This is a genomic window from Ruegeria sp. AL7 (genome assembly GCF_056536105.1).
This window is the reverse complement of the sequence record NZ_JBQFJF010000002.1, coordinates 217,893-235,783: the sequence shown is the minus strand read 5'-3', so window position 1 is coordinate 235,783 and position 17,891 is coordinate 217,893. Positions and strand designations below refer to the sequence as shown.

Below are 17,891 nucleotides of genomic sequence, written 5' to 3'. Positions count from 1 at the left end.
TCTCAGGCCGCCTTGTTCTGCCGGGTCACGTCACCAGCACGATACAGCTGGCCAAATTCCGTATTCAGGAAGTCGTTCAGTTTAACCTGTTCCTGCCGGACGAACCCTTTCGAAGGCAGCGTGCCGGTGCGCATCAGGTCAACAACGCCCAGAATACCCGCAGCTGTGGTGACCTGAATGGCACTCCAGACCTGTCCGTTGATGGTGCGGGAAAAGCTCTTGTTGATCAAAGATTTCTCGCGCAGAACGCCGTTGATCATGCCCTTGGCCGTGCAATAGACCAGCACAACGTCCTGATCAGTGCGGGGCAGGGCGGTCTCGAAGATTTCTTTCAGCAGATCGCGGCGGCGTTCCAGCCCCAGATCGTGCAGCAGCAGTTTCAGGATTTCACAATGGCCGGGATACCGGATCGTGCGATAAGACACGGCCCGCGCCCTGCCTTCCAGCGTTTCCGGCAGCGTGCCCAACCCGCCCGAGGTGTTGAAGCATTCGTATTCCACGCCATCGTGACCCAGAATCTCGTAATCTTCCAGCGGCGCGGTCTTGACCAGTTTGCCGTTCACAATGGCGTCGCAGGGATTGCAGTACTCGTTGATTAACCCATCGGTCGACCAGGTCAGATTGTACTTCAGTGCATTGGTCGGATAAAGCGGCAGCGCGCCCACCCGCATATGCAGGCTGTCCAGCTCATCAAACTCCGCTGCAAGCGCGGCTCCGGAGATACCCACAAAACCAGGTGCCAGACCACATTGCGGCATGAAAGCCGTCTCACTGCCTTCGGCCAACTGGCGTACGGCCTCGGTGGCCGCGACGTCTTCGGTTAGGTCAAAATAATGCGCGCCCGCCTCTTTGGCGGCCTTGGCAATGTTTGGGGTAAGAAAGAATGGTGCCGCGGAAACCACGGCGTTAAACCCGGTCAGCTCCTTTGCCAGACTTTCCGCATCCCGGGCATCAATCTGCTTTGTTCCAATCCCAAGCCTTGTGATTTCACCCAGTGCTTTCAGGTCATGGTCGGCCACAGTCACTGTATAGTTTGGCGAGGCCCTCAGCAGCGTCGCGATCATCTGACCGATCTTGCCAGCCCCGATTACGCAAATATTCCAGGACATCAACGTCTCCGTAAATTTCTGTTCCTGATATTATGGTGCAAGGCTGGCCAGACATTTCATAGGCCGCAATTTGACGAAGTGATCGACTTATCCGACATTATGCCGGAATAATTGTCATTATGGCGTGACCGCCATCAGGGGTTGAAATCGGCCGGCACCCCGAAAGGAGGAGAGCCAACGCCGGTGCCCGTCAAGGAATGCAGAAATGCGACCAGGGCGGCGATTTCCACATCCGACAGCGTCACTGGCACAATGTCGATCCTGCTGCGCTGGCGTTCCATCTCGAACCGGTCGTCCCACACCACGAAATCCACCTCTTGCAACCAGGGGACCTTGGGCAACGCAGCCATGTCGGGTTTCCATTTGGCAAGGCTGGTCTGTGGGTCAAGATGGTGACGGATCATGCTTTCGAGATCCGCAAAAGCGCCGTTATGTCCATAAGGCGCAGTCAGGGCGATATTGCGCAGCATCGGCGTGCGAAAGCGATAGGCGTCTTCCACACGGTTGCTTTCCGCCATCCGGCCAACGTCCCGCGCGTATGGGTCCCATTGCCGGGTCCGGCCCGGCCCGAAAGGGGGCAAACCCAGCGCGTGAAACTCTTGGTCCGACATCAACGGACCCGCATGGCATGTCGCACATCGCGCTTTGCCATAAAACAGGTTCATCCCGTCTTTCTGGATGTCTGACAGCGCATCCCTGTCCCCGGCCAAGTATTGGTCGTATGGGCTGTCGGTGCTGCGCCATTCAATGGCCATGAAGGCCGCCAGCGCGTTTGCGATCTGGGTGATCGTGATGTCTTCGGTGGTCTCGATATCGTCAAAAGCCGCGACTATGGCAGGGCCATAGCGCGGATCGGTCCGCACGCGTTTGGCAAGGATCGGCCAGCCCTTGTCAATCCTGTCGTGAACCGCGCCGGTCACCTGATTTTCAGCGACATTACCGGCCATCTCGAATTGCGCGGTCAGCGGGAATAAAGCCTGCGCCGCCAGAAGCGAGTTCAATCCGCCGGGCAGCCATTCCTGTGCTGGCGAATTGAACCCGTTGCCATAGAGGTCCGAGATGCTCAGGCGGCCATCGTGGAAAACGGTATGGATGTCCTTGGCCCCGAGGTTCCACAACCCCGGCGCATTTCGGGGAATGCGTTTGCGGATCCTGTCCGCCCCGGTGCCCGGCGTGCGCTCCGGGCCAAGACCCTGTCCGCCTTCGCCGATCCCCAGGGACAACCCGTCAGAGGTGCCGAAATCGGGGTGATGGCAATGGGCGCATGAAATGTTCAGATTGCCTGACAGGATCGGATCGTAAAACAGTTGATGACCGATAGCGGCCTGTTCCATATCAAATGGGATAAAGTCATCATCTGTCAGCGGGCGCGGCAGGTCCTGCGCCACCGCGGCCCCCGCCCAAACGAGGACAATCGCCCAATGCGCCAGTTTCTCTTTACCCTTTGTTTTCTTGCGACCCCGGCTCTGGCTGAGCTGGAACAGGCCCGTGACATGATGGAGGCCGGAGAGTTTGAAGCCGCGCGCGCGGAACTGCTGCCCGCCGCCCGGTCGGGCAATGCCGAGGCCGAGGAACTGATTGGTGTGATGTACGGGCTGGGTCTTGGGGTCGAGCAGGACCATGAAAGGGCGTTTGAATGGTATCTGCGTGCCTCGATGAAGGGGCATCCGGGGGCGCAGTCGGGGGTCGGCTGGTACTATGAACTGGGTCTGGGAATGCCCGCGCCCGATTTGGTGCGGGCATATATGTGGTACACGCTCAGCGCCATTGGCGGCGATCCCGATGCGGCGATCAGCCTTGAGGAAGTGATCAAGAAAATGTCGCCGGAGCAGATCGAGAAGGCGCATGTTCTGGTCAACGACTACAAAGGGTGGATGTACCCGTTTCGATAAGGGCCGGGCCACAAGGCCCGACCCATCCGTTTAGTTCAGGTCCGCATTGCGCGAGGCGTTCACGTCCGCCTCAGCCGCCGCGACCGCTTCGGTCAGCGCGGCAAAGATTTCATCACCACGGGCAACATTGGTCTGGAACCAGTCATAGACAGGCGAAGCCGCAGCTTTGAACGCTGCCTTCTGCTCGGGCGTCGGGACATAAAGGTCGCCGCCACCTGCGACGAAGTCCTCATATGCCTGGATCGACTTGCGCTTGGGCGAGGCAAAGGTGGCCTGTTGCAGGGCGTAGAACCCATCGACAACGACCCGACGCATATCTTCCGGCATCGCCTGGAACTTGGCGTTGTTCATCCACCACAGCGCACCCATATAGGCGTGCCCGTCCAGGGTGACATACTGCAGGCCGGCATCCGGGAACTTCATGCCCATGATGTCGGTGATGCCGTTCTTTGACCCCTCGACAACGCCGGTCTGGAAGCTGGTGAAGAGTTCCGGCCACGGGATCGGTGTAGGTGACGCGCCCAGGGCCTTGACCAGTTCCTGCGGCAGGTCGGCGACAACAGTGCGGATTTTCAGACCTTCCATGTCGGCAGGCTCTGCGACGCGGTGTTTTGTGTTGGCGAAGTTGCGCCAGCCACCGGTGTTGCCGATGGTCATCAGGCGGATCGCGCCTCCGGAATCCTCAAGCGCCATGTCGCGCATGGTGCGGGTGAAATCGCCCGACAGAACATGCTCGGCGATCCGGTCATCGGCCATCAGATACGGCAGGTCCAGAACCTGCACATAGGGGAAGATGCCCGAGGCACCGCCCGAGGTAGAGATATAGATATCGATGGTGCCATCCGCCACGCCTTGTAGGCACTCTGCACCGTTCGAACACAGCTGGGTGCCGATGAACAGCTCAACCTCGATGGCGCCGTTCGACGCCGCCTCGACATAGTTCTTGAAAACGATCAGACCGTCGTAATCCTCGTCATTTTCGTTCGAATTGGCAGTGGCGCGCAGCGTATAGTCCGCAGCCACCGCAGCGACCGCAGACGCGGCCACAAGCGATGTGGCAATCGCCGCTGTTTTGATGAAGTTTCCGAGCATGCGTTTCCTCCCTGTGATACTCAGTCAGTTTGCAAATCCCGTTATCCTCGGGATCGTCATGGATAGTGCGGGGATGTAGGTGATCAGAAAGATCACGATGATTTCGACCGCCAGAAACGGCAGGATCGCCTTGGCGATCGTCTCGACCCGCTCCCGCGACACGGCGGCGGCCACGAACAGCACCAGCCCCATGGGGGGCGTTGCAAGGCCGACGGTCAGATTGACGCTCATGATGATGGCGAAATGGATCGGGTCTACGCCGAGGCCAGTGAAAATGGGACCAAGGATCGGGCCAAGGATGATGATCGCGGGGCCTGCGTCCAGAAACATACCGACGATAAACAACAACAGGTTGATCAGAAACAACAGGATCAGCGGATTTTCCGACAGGCTGAGGATCAACGAGGCCAATTGTTCCGGGGCGTGGCTCAGGCTGACCACGGTCTTGAACGCCATTGCTGCGCCAACCAGCAGCAGCACCACAGCCGACGTCATACCTGCATTGCTCAGAACATCCGGAATTTCCCTCAGGGTCAGTGTACGCAGAACGAAAAATCCGATGATAAAGGCGTAGCCCACAGCAACAGCGGCGGCCTCGGTCGGAGTAAAGATGCCCCCCAGAATGCCGCCCAGAATGATCACAGGCGTCATCAGCGGGAAGAACGCCTTGAGGCTGGCTTTGCGCCGCTCATCCCATGTGTATTTCCGGCTGGCGACGGGAAAATCGTACTTGTCGGCCATGAACTTGATCATCACCATCAGGCCGACACCCACCATGATTCCGGGCACGATCCCCGCAAGGAACAAGGCGGCCACGCTTTCACCCATGACATAGGCATAGATGATCATAATGCCCGAGGGCGGGATGATCGGCCCGATCACCGAACTTGCGGCTGTGATGGCGGCGGCGAATTTTCGGGTGTAGCCCTGTTTTTCCATCGCCGGGATCAGCATCGACCCCAGGGCGGACGTGTCAGCCACCGCAGATCCCGAAAGGCCCGCGAACAGGATCGAGCTCAGCACATTTACATGCGCCAGCCCGCCGCGCAGATGGCCCATCAGGGCCTGGCTGAATTCGACAAGGCGGATGGTTATGCCGCCACGGTTCATCATTTCCCCGGCCAGCATGAAGAACGGGATGGCCATCAGCGGAAAGCTGTCCATGCCGTTGTAGACATTGCGATAAAGCAGGGTGATGTCATTCGTCTGTCCGTTCAGCCACAGCAGGATGCCGGGCGCCGCCAGAAGCGCGAAAAAGACCGGCAGGCCAATCAGCAGGAAAATCAGGAACGTAGGCAGGAACCAGATCAGCATCTATTCGGCCCCCATCGCTGCGTCGGGAATGTCCGGCAAAAGATGCGCGCCGCCAAGCAAGGTGACCACGGAACGCAGGATAAGCTCGATATTGACCGAGATCAGCAGAATGATGCCCACCAGCAGCGAAGCCATCATCCAGCTGCGCGGAATGCGATACCACTCGTCAAACCCAAGCGATGTCGGCAGGTACAGGGCGGCGGTGGCGAACCTGCCGCCAAAGCCCGTGACCTCGGACCAGCCGATATTGACCGCAACCAAAAGCACGGCCAGCGAGATCAGCAGGAGGAACAGATTGAGCGACAGGCCGAGCATACGCGGCAGAAACCGTTGCAGCATGTCGATAGCTACAAAACCGCCGCGCCGAAAGGCCGTCGGTGCCATCAACCCGGTCATCCACAACATGCAGAACCGTGCGGCCTCATCCGGCCAAGGCAGGGCGTTGCCCAGAACGTATCGGAAGAACACCTGAATCAGGATTGCGATGACCATGAATGCAATCGCAACAACGCCAACCGCGCGGCCCAGACGCAGCACGGTTTCGTTTACAAATGCAATCGGCGCAAGCACCGATGCCAGTCCGCCCATGCGGATCCTCCCTTGTTCAGCCGCAGGTGTGTCCCGCGGTCGTCAGATCGCGCTTAGTGCTGCGCGAATTGGCCCATTTTCCCGGCATAGAACGTCAGCGCGTCGCCGTCGCTCATGCTGGCCTTCAGGACTTTGCCCACCACGATCACGTGATCGCCCGCGTCGTGATAGGCATGTTGTTCGCATTCAAACCGTGCCAGACAATCCGACAGCAGCGGGGTGCCGTTTGCACAGCGCTCGTGCCGGATGTCGCGCAGGGCATGGGCATCTTTCGAGCAGCCAAAACACAGCTCAGCCTGCGCAGACGATAATACATGCACCGTGAAATGCGGTGCCGCGCGAAAATAGGGGAACCGGCGCGAGTTGCGGTCGCCGGCCCACATGATCAGTGGCGGGTCCAGCGACAGCGACGAAAAGCTGTTGGCTGTGATGCAGATCGGGCCATCACCGCTGTCGCATGTCACGATGGTAACGCCGGTTGCAAACCGACCAAAAGCATCCCGCAGGGTCCGGGTGTCGTCCTTATGTGGCACAAAGGTGTGGGTCATGTTTCTTGAGATTGCGTTCATCATGCTACCTCATGCCCCAGCGCCGCCTCGTACAGGCGGAACCAGGTTTCGCGATCAATTGTGACTTTCAGCGCGTCCGAGATGCGTTTGATACGGTTCAGGTTGTTGGTGCCCAGAACCGGCAGAATGCCCGCCGGATGAGCCAGCAGAAAGGCCACCGCCACAGCGGCCCGGTCTACACCGAACTCCTCTGCGATTTCATCGGCAACAACCCCAACGGGTGGGTTTCCGGCCATCAACAGCCCACCCCCCAGCGGCGACCACGCCATAAGGTGGTGCCTATGCTGTTGGTGAAACGCCAGATCTCCGTTGGTGAAAGGGGTGATCTCGCCCAGTGAGATCTCGATCTGGTTGGTGACCAGCCGGGTTTTCATCGCCGATTGCAGCAGGGTCCAGTCCCACGGACGGAAGTTCGAAACACCAACCGCGCCTACCTTGCCGCTGGCGACTGCCTCATCCAGTGCTGCCCCGGTTTCGTGGTGGTCCATGAACGGATCAGGGCGGTGGATCAGCAACAGATCGATGTGGTCGATGGCCATTTCCGACAGGGACGTGTCGATGGACTTCAGGATGTGCGCGCGCGAGGTGTCATAGTATTTGACCTTCGCATCGGAATGCCGCCCCACGGGCGCGACGATATCACATTTGGTGACAATCTCCATCTTTTGGCGCAGGCCGGGATTGGCGCGCAAGGCGTTGCCCAGAACGGCTTCGGCCGCGTATCCGCCATATATGTCGGCCTGATCGAAGGTGGTGATGCCCTGATCAAGACAGGCTTGAATCTTGGCCTCGACATGCCCTGCCGAGGTGTCGCTATCGTCACCCAGCCGCCACATGCCATAGACAAGGCGGCTCATTTCCAGCGTCGGGGATAGTTTCACACGTTGCATCAGCGGCGCACTCCATTGCCCAGCGGCGTGGCCGGGGGTGTCTTGGGCACACGCCCGTACGCTTCGGGCAGCGAGCATGTTTTCAGATGCGGCATCACACGAGCACCGAAATGCTTGGCCTCATCCATGTGCGGATAACCAGAGAAGATGAAGGCGCGAATGCCCATCTTCCGGTAGTCTTCGATCTTTGACATGACCTGATCGGTTGATCCCACCAGTGCCGCACCACAGCCCGAACGGGCGCGGCCGACACCTGTCCACAGACCGGGTTCCACATAGCCATACTCATCCGCCAGATCACGGTTCCTGGTCTGATGCGCCACACCCAGCGAGGTCGCATCCAACGCCCGCTCGCGGATCGCGCGGCCATAGTCGTCATCCAGTTTCGAGACGATGTAATCCGCGTATTCCTGCGCCTCGGCTTCGGTATCGCGAACGATCATGTGAACCCGCAGGCCATAGTCGAGCGTACGGTCATAGTTTTCGGCCACTGCATGAACAGCTTTCATCCGCTCGGCCAGTTGATCCTTGGTTTCCGGCCACATCAGGTACACATCGCAATGCTCGCCGCACAGCTCCAGCGCCGAGGGCGAATAACCGCCGAAATACAGCAGCGGCCCGCCAGTCTGATAGGGTCGCGCCGGGTCGGTTGTCAGACCTGTAAAGTTGTAGACCTCGCCCGCATGGTTGATTTCCTCCTGCGTCCAGGCCTGTTTCAGGATCTCGACCACTTCGCGCGACCGTTGATAACGATAGGCACTGTCGGCCTTTTCGCCGGGAAAATCGGATGAAATGATGTTGACGGTCAGCCGCCCCTTCAACATGTGATCCAAAGTCGCGATCGTGCGGGCCAGCATGATCGGCTGCATCTCGCCGCAGCGCACAGCGGCCAACAGGTTGATCTTCTGCGTGATCGGCGCGCAACCGGCGACAAAGCTCAGCGTGTCCTGCCCAACCTGATACGATGACGGGCACAGGATGTTGCGGAACCCCTGCGCCTCGGCCTCCTTCACGATGGCCGAGCAATGCTCCCAGCTGGACCGCAGATCACCATCAGGCACACCCAGGAACTGATAATCGTCCGAACATAAGGCGGCGAACCACGAAACCTCGGCCGCATCCAGATCAGGGGATGTGATGGGGACGATGGTCATTTGATTCACGCTCCGTGCATCTTTTACTTTTCTCTTGCGTAGCAATCACATTGATGTAGATCAATAGTGTATCAATTTTTCCTGCGACCGAATGAAGCGCCTGAAATGCCCCCCAACACCCGAAACCCCAATGCCCTGCCTATCTACGTTCAGATTGCCGAGCTGCTGATCCGCGATGTCGCTGCGGGCCGCTTGATCGATGGTGAGCGTCTGCCCCCGGAACGCGATATGGCGGCCGAGCTGAACGTGTCGGTCGGCACGCTGCGAAAATCTCTCGCAGAGCTTGAGAAAAAAGGCATGTTGGAGCGTATTCAGGGGTCAGGAAATTACATCCGCGAGACCGGAACTCAGAACAGCGTCTACGCGATGTTCCGGCTGGAATTGCCCCAAGGGGGCGGGTTGCCGCGTGCGGATATCCTGTCCGTCGATCATCTGAAGAAACCTTCCGATCTGCCGGATTTTGGCACCTCGGACACCGGATCGCGCGTACGTCGGATGCGCTATCTGAATGACACAATCATCGCGGTCGAGGAAATCTGGCTGGACGAATCAGCCGGCCTGATCAAGCGAAGCCTGCTGTCGGACTCGCTCTACCGCTATTATCAGCACCAGCTGGGTTTCTGGATATCACGGGCCGAAGATCGCGTATCGATTGGCCAGCTGCCCGATTGGACGCCCGCGGCGTTCACCAAAGCCGCCGGTGAAACGGTGGGTTATATCGAACGGTTCAGCTGGTCGGACAAATCCGAACCTGTCGAATTTTCAAAGACCTGGTTCGACCCGGACCGGGCCACCTATGTCCAACGTCTGAAGTAAAAGGAAACGTGCATGACCCGGACCATCAATTACGGGCTGATCGGATGTGGCATGATGGGGCAGGAACACCTGCACAATATCGCCTTGCTGGACGGCACGCGTGTCGCGGCGATATTCGAGCCCGATCCCGGGATGGGAAAAGCCGCGCAGGCGATTGCGCCGGGTGCGGTTATGGCACGCTCGGTGCAAGAGGTGTTGGATTTTGAAGACCTGGACTGCCTTGTCATCGCCAGCCCAAATCACATGCATGTCGATCAAATCTGCGAAATCGCGCAAACGCGCCCCTTGCCGCTATTGGTGGAAAAGCCCCTGTTCACCAACCCCCAGGACGCCGCGAGGCTAGAGAAGGTTCAACGCGACTATCCACACCCGATCTGGGTCGCGATGGAATACCGTTATATGCCGCCTATCACGACCCTGATCGACAAGATCGGTGACACAGGCGGGGTCAGGATGCTGTCGATCCGGGAACATCGCTTTCCATTTCTGCGCAAAGTCGGCGACTGGAACCGGTTCAACCGCAACACCGGCGGCACTTTTGTTGAAAAATGTTGCCACTTCTTCGATCTGATGCGGCTGATCCTGCAATCCGACCCGGTGCGAATCACCGCAAGCGGCGGGCAGGCAGTGAACCATCTGGACGAAACCTACGGGGGTGAAACACCCGATATACTGGATCATGGCTATGTTCTGGTCGATTTCGCCAATGGCGCGCGCGCGATGCTCGAGCTGTGCATGTTCGCCGAAGGCGCCCGTTATCAGGAAGAGATTTCGGCCATCGGACCCAACGCCAAGGTCGAGGCTCTGGTGCCGGGGCCGGGGCGGTTCTGGCCCGACCATCTGGGAACGCCGCCAGTGCCGCAGGTCATCGTCAGCCCGCGGGACCCCAAGGGGCCAATGTCGCAGGATATCCCTGTCGATCCCCGCTTGCTGGCTGCCGGAGATCACAACGGCTCGACCTATTATCAGCACAAGGGGTTTCTGGATCTGGTGCGCGGGCACAAGGCCGAACCGGATGTGACAGTGCATGACGGTTTGTGGGCGGTGCGAATGGGATTGGCAGCGCAGCAGGCCCTGCAAACCGGCGAAACGGTTCACCTAAAGCACCCTTAGACTCACCCCAGGCAAGTTCAGTGTAGACAGGTCTGCGGCGACAAATGTGTCGCTTGCGGGCCAATCTGTCGTAAATCAGCTAGTGAAGCGGGGCGCAGTAGGGGAAAAAACTGTATGATCTGTCAGTGTATTCCCACCCGCCTTGATCGCCGTGCGACCGGCTGTGATCTGGTCACGACGCGCCGGTAACCGCCCTGCGGGGCCGTTCTGCCTGCCTGCTTTCAGACGACAACGGAATACCTCATGACAACCGCTCTGCGCCTCGCCATCGATATTGGCGGCACTTTTACCGACACGGTCCTCGTCTCGGGTGATGAGACGATACTAGCCTCCACCAAAACCCTGACCACGCACCAGAACCCGGCAGAAGGCGCACTGGAAGGTGCGCGGCGCGTCATGGCGCAGACTGGCCGGTCGCTGAAGGATGTCACCGGATTCATTCACGGAACAACTCTGGCAACCAACGCGCTGATCGAGCGGCGCGGGGCGGTCGTGACCACGGTCTGCACCGAAGGGTTCCGCGATATTCTCGATATCGGGTACGAGCGTCGGTATTCCCAATACGACATCAACCTTGAAAAGCCAGACATGCTGGTGCCGCGCGAACGCTCGTTGACCATATGCGAACGCATGTCGGCAGAAGGCAAGGTGCTGATTGAACTGGATGAAGGGCAAGTAGATCGTTTGCTGGCCGAGATTGACGCCAGCGGGGCCGAGGCGGTGGCCATCTGCCTGATGCATTCCTACGCCAACCCGGCCCACGAACGGCGTTTGCGCGATGTTCTGGCGCGACACCGCCCCGGTTTGACCGTCTCGATCTCGTCCGATGTCAGCCCCGAAGCGCGAGAGTTTGATCGGCTCTGCACCACTGTGGCAAACGCTTATATTCAGCCGCTGATGGAAAGCTATCTGACCCGGTTCGTGGATCAGTTCACGGCCGAGGGCGTAACCTGTCCGATCCTGATGATGACGGCAGGCGGCGGTATGTGCACGATCAGCACCGCCACGCGTTTCCCCATTCGTCTGGTGGAATCCGGCCCCGCCGGTGGGGCCATTCTGGCTGCCCGCATCGCCGCATGTGCCGGGTTGGATCAGGTCCTGTCTTTCGATGTGGGCGGCACCACCGCCAAGCTCTGCCTGATCGACAACGCGCGCCCCCAGACCTCGCGCTCATTCGAAATCGCCCGCGCGGCGCGGTTCATCAAGGGGTCGGGAATGCCGGTGCGCATTCCGGTGATCGAGATGATTGAAATCGGCGCTGGCGGCGGTTCGATCGCGGGTGTTGACCGTCTCGGGCGTCTGACGGTCGGGCCGAAATCGGCAGGCTCGGAACCCGGACCGGTCGCCTTTATGCGCGACGGAACCGATCCGACCGTGACCGACAGCGACATCACTCTGGGCTATATCGTACCCGACACCTTTGCCGAGGGGCATATCCAGCTTGACCCCGATGGCGCAAAGGCCGCCCTGAGACGTGTGATCGGGGAAAAACTGGGGCTGGATGCAACAGGTGCGGCAGATGGGGTCAGCCGCATCGTTGTCGAAAGCATGGCCAGCGCCGGGCGGATGCACGCGGTTGAAAGCGGCAAGGACCTTGGCCCGCGCACCATGATTGCCTTTGGTGGCAACGGGCCGCTGCATGCCACCCGCGTCGCCCGGTCCGCCGGGGTGTCGCGTATCGTGATCCCGCCCAATCCCGGCGTTGGTTCGGCGGTTGGGTTCCTGTTTGCCCCGGTATCTTTCGAAATCGTCCGCTCGCGCTATTCTCTGCTCGACAGCATGGACATGGACGGGGTGAACGCCCTGTTCGATACGATGATTGCCGAAGCAAAAGAGGTCGTCGCCCAAGGGGCAGGGGATGCACCCACCGAAACCCTGCGCACCGCCTTCATGCGCTATAGCGGGCAAGGGCATGAGATCGAGATTACGTTGCCGGACCGCGCCCTGACACGCCCGGATATCGCCCCGCTGACAGCCGCATTCGAAGAAGAATACCGCAAACAATTCTCACGTCCTGTGCCGGGGATGAAGATCGAGGTTCTCAACTGGGCCGTTCGCGTTGCCACCCCGGACAAAGCGGTGCCTACGGTGTTGGAAACGCCGGGCAAAACCGCATTTCAGGTCACGCAGACGCGCCCCATCACCTGTGATCTGGATGGCACGGTAAAACAGGCCGCCTTTCTCGCCCGCGCCGATATGCGCCCCGGTGACCATGTGGCAGGCCCCGCGCTGATCCATGAACCACAAACAACCACACTCGTTTCCGCCGATTTCTCGGCCGAGATGGACGCAATCGGCAACCTTGTCCTGATACAGGACCAGAAAGGAGGCGCATGATGACCGCTGATCTGTCCCCCGCCCGCCTGCAAGTGATGTGGAACCGTCTGCTGGCTGTGGTCGAAGAACAGGGCCAGACCCTGATCCGCGCAGCTTTTTCGCCCATCGTGCGTGAATGCGGTGACATTTCCGCCGGGATATTCGACGTGAATGGCCGGATGCTGGCGCAGGCCGTGACCGGAACACCTGGCCATATCAACACCATGGCCGAGGCCGTGCTGCACCTGCGCGCCCGTTTCGCGGTGCAGGACATGCGCCCCGGCGACATCTACATGACAAACGACCCGTGGCTGGCCTCGGGGCATCTGAACGACTTCCTGTTGATGATGCCCGCGTTCAAGGACGGCAAGGTGGTGGGCTTTACCTCCTGCACCTCGCATCTGGTGGATCTGGGCGGTCTGGGTATGGGACCTGAAGGCTCGGACATCTATGACGAAGGCCTGCTGATCCCGCCTTGCAAACTGGTCGAGGCCGGAACGCCCAATGCGCTGCTGATGGATATCATCCGCGCCAACTCGCGCGAGCCTGTGGCCAATGAGGGCGACATCTACGCCCTGATCGCCTGTTGCGAGGCCGGGGTGAACCGCCTTGTTGCGATGATGGAGGAGTTCGGGATCGAAGATCTGGACAGGCTTGGCACCTATATCATCGACACCTCGCGCAAAGGCGCGTTACAGGCCATCGCCGAGGTGCCCAAAGGCGTTTACAAAAACGTGCTGCACATGGACGGCTATGAGGCCGAGCTGGAGCTGCACGCGACGCTCACCGTGACCAAAGACGGGATGCATGTCGATTTCACGGGCACGTCCGGGTGTTCTAAGAAGGGCATCAACGTGCCTTTGAACTATGCGACCGCCTATACGGTCTTTGCCCTGCGTTGCATCGTCGGGCCGGATATCCCGAACAACGCAGGCTCGCTGGAACCTTTCACGGTGGACGGCCCCAAGGGTTGCATCCTGAACGCCCAGCATCCGGTGCCGGTGGCCATGCGGCATACGCTGGGGCAGGTCACACCGGATCTGGTTCTGGGCTGCCTGCATCAGGCGTTGCCCGAACAGGTGCCTGCCGAAGGGGCCTCGTGCATGTTCGACCTGCCAATGCGCCACGCTCCCGAAGTGGCGGCGAATGGCGGGCGCGAATTTGCCATCGAACCCGTTCACAATGGCGGCACCGGGGCGCGGCCCCACGCGGATGGCCTGTCTGCGACGGCCTACCCTTCGGGGGTGTTCGGCTCGCAGGTCGAAATAACCGAAAGTGTCGCCCCGGTGATCATGTGGCGACGAGAATTGTTGCCCGACTCGGGCGGCGCGGGCCAGTACAGGGGAGGATTGGGTCAGCGGATCGAGATGACGTCTGCCAACGATGCCCCCTTCATCGTCTTCCTGTCGGTCGAACGTCTGAAATTTCCGGCTCTGGGCCGCATGGGTGGCCTGCCCGGCGCGCCGGGGCGTATCCGGTTCCGCGATGGCGGCGCAGACATTCCGGGTAAGGGTGAGCTACGTGTGGAAAGTGGCGACTACCTGATCTTCGACACACCCGGCGGCGGCGGCTTTGGCGATCCGGCCGCGCGCGACCCAGAGGCGCTGGCGCTGGACCTCAGGCGCGGGCTGGTCACAGAAGAAGGTGCCAAAGCCTATGGGGGTGCTTCATGATCCGCGCGGTTGATCACATTCGTGCCATGGCGGCCTATGCGCTGGCCGATATGGGTGGGCCGGACACTGTATCTCTGGCCCAGAATGAAAGCGCCTTTCCGGTCAGCCCTGCCGCAATTGCGGCAAGGCAGGCGGCATTGCACCGGATGCCGCTTTATCCCGATCCCGACTGGTCGGACCTGCGCGCCGCCATCGCTCAGGTGCACGGGGTACCAGCCGACAACATCCTGTGCGGTGCCGGATCGATGGAGTTGATCGGCTGCCTGATCCGCGCCTATTCAGGGCCGGGCGACCATGTATTGGGCACGGATTACGGCTATGCCTATGTGGCCTCAGCCACGGCGCAGGTGCGGGCAGACTATGTGAAAGCGCGCGAGGTTGATCTGACCGTCTCGGTCGATGACATTCTGGCCGCTGTCACGCCTGAAACCCGGATCGTCTTTGTCTGCAACCCCGGCAACCCGACCGGCACCCTGATCCCGAATGCCGAGATCATCCGCCTGCGCAACACCCTGCCCGGGAACGTGCTGCTGGTGGTCGATCAGGCCTATGCCGAATTCGCCGATCGCGACCACGACCCGGCTGAAATCTTTGCCCTCGTCGCACGTGGGGATACTGCGGTTATACGCACCTTCTCAAAGGCTTACGGTCTGGCGGGCGCGCGCGTGGGTTGGGGTCTGTTCCCGTCAGAGGTCGCGATTGAGCTGCGAAAGCTGCTCAACCCCAACAACGTATCGACCCTCTCTCAGGCCATGGCAACGGCAGCGATGCAGGATCAGCCCCACATGTGCGACACGGTTGCCAGAACCGCCACCATCCGGGATCGCTTTGCCGACGGGTGCCGGGAGCTGGGATTATCTGTTCCGCGCAGCCACACCAATTTTGTCCTGATCCGCTTTGCCGATGCCGCGACGGCGCAAAAAGCGGATGCCGCGTTGCGCAAAGCGGGTTTGCTCATGCGCGGAATGGGCGGCTATGGCCTCGCGGATTGCCTGCGCGCCACGATCTGCGACACGGCAGTGATGGAGCGCTGCCTGACTGTTCTGAAAGAGGTGACGTCATGACCTTTGAAACCCGGACACGGGCCAAAATCGGGGTGCTGGTGCCCTTTACCAACACCAATCTCGAAGCTGACATGATGCTGATGCGCTGCCCGGACACGACGGTGCATTTTCAGCGAATGGGTGGCTATGACGTGGATGAGATCCCCGGATCGGATCAGATGGCGGGTCTGGGGGCCTCGGATATCGGCCACGACCTCAAGATGATCTCGGGCGTTCGGCCCGATGTGGTGCTCTATGGCTGTACCTCGGCCACGCTGACCCATGGCCCGTCCTTTGACCACCAGCTGTCGCAGGACATCAGGGCCGCGTCGGGGGCGGTGTGTATTACCGCCGCTGGGGCGCTTGTTGCTGCGATCCATGCGCTTGGCGTGTCCCGGGTCGGTTTTTCTTCGCCCTATCTGGGCGAGATCAACACGCAGGCCATGGATTTTCTGACGCAGAACCGGATCACAACGGTGAAATGTGCCGATATCGGCCGCGAGCTGGGCAATTACGGGCAGGGCGAACTGACCCCGGACGAGGTTTTCGACCTTGCCATGCAGGCCGACCACCCAAAGGCCGAGGCCGTTATACTCAGCTGCACCGACATGCGCGCGGTCGAGGCCATAGACCGGATCGAAGCGGCCCTTGATAAACCTGTTGTGACGTCCAATCAGGCCATGATGTTTGCCCTGATGCGGGCGCTTGACCTGCCAAGGCACGGGACTGTTCCGGGGCGGTTGTTTGATCTGCTATAGCCTTGGGTTAGGCAAAAGCATGGAACCCGCCCCGGTCGGCTGCCCGCATCAAAGGCGGGAGCGCACCGGCATATGGGGCGGGTATTCCAGCCCACCCAACGCGCCGTGTCGCAGACGTGACTGTATTTACGTCGCAAAAGAACAAGATACCGCGCCTTCTACGCCATAGTCGGAATAAGGACCGCTCGGGATTGAAGCACATGTTGAACCAGCCGCACAGTCACGGGAAATTTGGCCTGCCCCGCGGGGAAACCATCTTAGGCTTGTCTGAAACATCATACGTTCACAAAATACAAAGGTGCCTCTTTTCATGAGCCAAATTTCGGAAAATCTGCTGAACCAGATCCGCGACCGTTTTGCCCAGATCGATCACTGCCCCGAACAGGGCGAGCGGATATTTTTCGAAAACGCCGGCGGGGCTTTGACACTGAAATCCGTGCTGGACAGCTCGGCACGTCACGCCGCAATCCCCGACAATCAGGGGCGCGACAATCCGGGGTCTCATGCGCTGGTTGCCACGATCAACGCTGCCAAGGCTGATATGCGGGATTTCATGAATGCACCCGGTGGTCAGTTCTTTGTCGGTGAAAGCGGCACCGAACTTCTGTTCCGGCTGATCATGAACGCCTGTCTGGGAACCGGTCCGGGGATTGTGCTGGGGTCGACACTGGAACACCCCGCCACACGGTCAGCCTGTGATCGTTGGGCTCGCATCGCCGGGCAGACCCATGTGCTGGTGCCCCACGATGACGATACCGGCACCGTGACAGCCGACGCCTATGCTGCGGCCGTCACCCCCGACACCAAAGTGGCGACAATCCTGCACACCTCACCGGTGACGGGCATGGGCGTCGATGTGGCCGCTGTTTCGCAGGCGATCCGCGCCGTGGCGCCAGACTGTTTCATCATTGTCGATGGCATCCAGCACGCCGCCCATGGCCAGATCGACCTCAGCGCGTATGACGTCGACGGCTACGTGATCTCGCCCTACAAGGTGTTTTCGCGCCATGGCTACGGCGTTGCGTGGATTTCCGACCGGCTGACGCGGCTTGAACACAATGCCCTGTTGGACGGTCCGGCAGATAACTGGGAAATGGGCACGCGCGATACAGGGGCCTATGCGACCATGTCCGACGTTGTGTCTTACTTCGAATGGCTTGGCAGTCAGGTCAGCGACGCCACCGACCGGCGTGCCAGATTTCTGGCAGCGGGCGAAGCCATCCACGCGCAGGAAAAGGCACTGACCGACGCGATGATCCACGGCACCGGCAACCTGAGCGGTCTGGCCGAGATGGAGAAGGTCACGATTCTGGGCGGTGCCGACAACCCCGCTCGCGAAGGGCTGGTGTCGCTGCGCGTTCAGGGTGTGGCCTCGGCGGATGTCGTCAAACGGCTGAACGATGAGGGTATTCGCACCCATTTGCGCAAGGCCGACCATTACTCTGGCAACATATTGACACCGCTGGGTTATGACGCCTGCGTCCGGGTCTCGATGTGCCACTACAACTCAATCGGCGAAGTCGCCAGATTTCTGGCTGTCATGAAAGAAATCGCCGCCTGAGCT

16 protein-coding genes are annotated in these 17,891 nt (G+C 60.1%); 8 read left to right on the top strand and 8 right to left on the bottom strand.

What is annotated here, in order from left to right:
• Window positions 1-2 precede the first annotated feature (2 nt).
• Together ACR3E2_RS18280 and ACR3E2_RS18275 are read right to left on the bottom strand one after the other, a co-directional pair.
• A complete protein-coding gene (locus ACR3E2_RS18280) occupies window positions 3-1,109 on the bottom strand; it encodes a saccharopine dehydrogenase family protein (protein ID WP_480484792.1) in 1,107 nt (368 codons plus the stop codon).
• Between the two features lie 134 nt (window positions 1,110-1,243).
• A complete protein-coding gene (locus tag ACR3E2_RS18275) occupies window positions 1,244-2,497 on the bottom strand; it encodes a cytochrome-c peroxidase (RefSeq protein WP_480484793.1) in 1,254 nt (417 codons plus the stop codon).
• Between the two features lie 33 nt (window positions 2,498-2,530).
• On the opposite strand from ACR3E2_RS18275, the gene ACR3E2_RS18270 reads away from it, so the two are divergent.
• Window positions 2,531-3,001 carry a tetratricopeptide repeat protein gene (locus tag ACR3E2_RS18270; protein WP_267365609.1) on the top strand — a complete coding sequence of 157 codons (471 nt, stop codon included), beginning with the start codon at window positions 2,531-2,533 and terminating at the stop codon, window positions 2,999-3,001.
• A 30-nt stretch (window positions 3,002-3,031) separates the two neighbouring features.
• On the opposite strand, the gene ACR3E2_RS18265 is transcribed toward ACR3E2_RS18270, so the two are convergent.
• The 6 genes from ACR3E2_RS18265 to ACR3E2_RS18240 are packed head-to-tail and all read right to left on the bottom strand — an operon-like array spanning window position 3,032 to window position 8,608.
• Complete coding sequence (locus ACR3E2_RS18265; protein ID WP_480484794.1) at window positions 3,032-4,093, bottom strand: TRAP transporter substrate-binding protein; 1,062 nt, start codon at window positions 4,091-4,093, stop codon at window positions 3,032-3,034.
• 24 nt (window positions 4,094-4,117) lie between these two features.
• Window positions 4,118-5,407 (bottom strand): TRAP transporter large permease, encoded by a 1,290-nt coding sequence (locus ACR3E2_RS18260; RefSeq protein WP_480477545.1) that lies wholly within the window; start codon window positions 5,405-5,407, stop codon window positions 4,118-4,120.
• Window positions 5,408-5,995 (bottom strand): TRAP transporter small permease, encoded by a 588-nt coding sequence (locus ACR3E2_RS18255; RefSeq protein ID WP_480484795.1) that lies wholly within the window; start codon window positions 5,993-5,995, stop codon window positions 5,408-5,410.
• Window positions 5,996-6,048: 53 nt separating this feature from the next.
• Window positions 6,049-6,564, bottom strand: a complete 516-nt coding sequence (locus ACR3E2_RS18250; RefSeq protein ID WP_480484813.1) for a flavin reductase family protein — start codon at window positions 6,562-6,564, stop codon at window positions 6,049-6,051.
• The gene (locus ACR3E2_RS18245; RefSeq protein ID WP_480484796.1) at window positions 6,564-7,454 is read right to left on the bottom strand and encodes an aldo/keto reductase; all 891 of its coding nucleotides are present in this window, start codon (window positions 7,452-7,454) and stop codon (window positions 6,564-6,566) included. The genes ACR3E2_RS18250 and ACR3E2_RS18245 overlap by 1 nt, the downstream gene beginning before the upstream one ends.
• The gene (locus tag ACR3E2_RS18240) at window positions 7,454-8,608 is read right to left on the bottom strand and encodes an LLM class flavin-dependent oxidoreductase (protein WP_480484797.1); all 1,155 of its coding nucleotides are present in this window, start codon (window positions 8,606-8,608) and stop codon (window positions 7,454-7,456) included. The genes ACR3E2_RS18245 and ACR3E2_RS18240 overlap by 1 nt, the downstream gene beginning before the upstream one ends.
• A gap of 105 nt (window positions 8,609-8,713) precedes the next feature.
• On the opposite strand from ACR3E2_RS18240, the gene ACR3E2_RS18235 reads away from it, so the two are divergent.
• The 7 genes from ACR3E2_RS18235 to ACR3E2_RS18205 all read left to right on the top strand — a co-directional run bounded on the left by ACR3E2_RS18235 (window position 8,714) and on the right by ACR3E2_RS18205 (window position 17,888).
• A complete protein-coding gene (locus tag ACR3E2_RS18235; RefSeq protein ID WP_480484798.1) occupies window positions 8,714-9,424 on the top strand; it encodes a GntR family transcriptional regulator in 711 nt (236 codons plus the stop codon).
• Between the two features lie 12 nt (window positions 9,425-9,436).
• The gene (locus ACR3E2_RS18230; protein ID WP_480484799.1) at window positions 9,437-10,537 is read left to right on the top strand and encodes a Gfo/Idh/MocA family protein; all 1,101 of its coding nucleotides are present in this window, start codon (window positions 9,437-9,439) and stop codon (window positions 10,535-10,537) included.
• A gap of 243 nt (window positions 10,538-10,780) precedes the next feature.
• The gene (locus tag ACR3E2_RS18225) at window positions 10,781-12,874 is read left to right on the top strand and encodes a hydantoinase/oxoprolinase family protein (protein ID WP_480484800.1); all 2,094 of its coding nucleotides are present in this window, start codon (window positions 10,781-10,783) and stop codon (window positions 12,872-12,874) included.
• Window positions 12,874-14,526 carry a hydantoinase B/oxoprolinase family protein gene (locus ACR3E2_RS18220; RefSeq protein WP_480484801.1) on the top strand — a complete coding sequence of 551 codons (1,653 nt, stop codon included), beginning with the start codon at window positions 12,874-12,876 and terminating at the stop codon, window positions 14,524-14,526. The genes ACR3E2_RS18225 and ACR3E2_RS18220 overlap by 1 nt, the downstream gene beginning before the upstream one ends.
• Window positions 14,523-15,590 carry a pyridoxal phosphate-dependent aminotransferase gene (locus ACR3E2_RS18215; RefSeq protein ID WP_480484802.1) on the top strand — a complete coding sequence of 356 codons (1,068 nt, stop codon included), beginning with the start codon at window positions 14,523-14,525 and terminating at the stop codon, window positions 15,588-15,590. The genes ACR3E2_RS18220 and ACR3E2_RS18215 overlap by 4 nt, the downstream gene beginning before the upstream one ends.
• Entirely contained in the window at window positions 15,587-16,327 is a 741-nt protein-coding gene (locus tag ACR3E2_RS18210) for a maleate cis-trans isomerase family protein (RefSeq protein ID WP_480484803.1), read from the top strand. Before ACR3E2_RS18215 ends, ACR3E2_RS18210 begins: the two co-directional genes overlap by 4 nt.
• A 310-nt stretch (window positions 16,328-16,637) precedes the next feature.
• Window positions 16,638-17,888, top strand: coding sequence for an aminotransferase class V-fold PLP-dependent enzyme (locus tag ACR3E2_RS18205; protein ID WP_480484804.1), 1,251 nt, complete (start codon window positions 16,638-16,640; stop codon window positions 17,886-17,888).
• The last annotated feature ends 3 nt before the right edge of the window (window positions 17,889-17,891 follow it).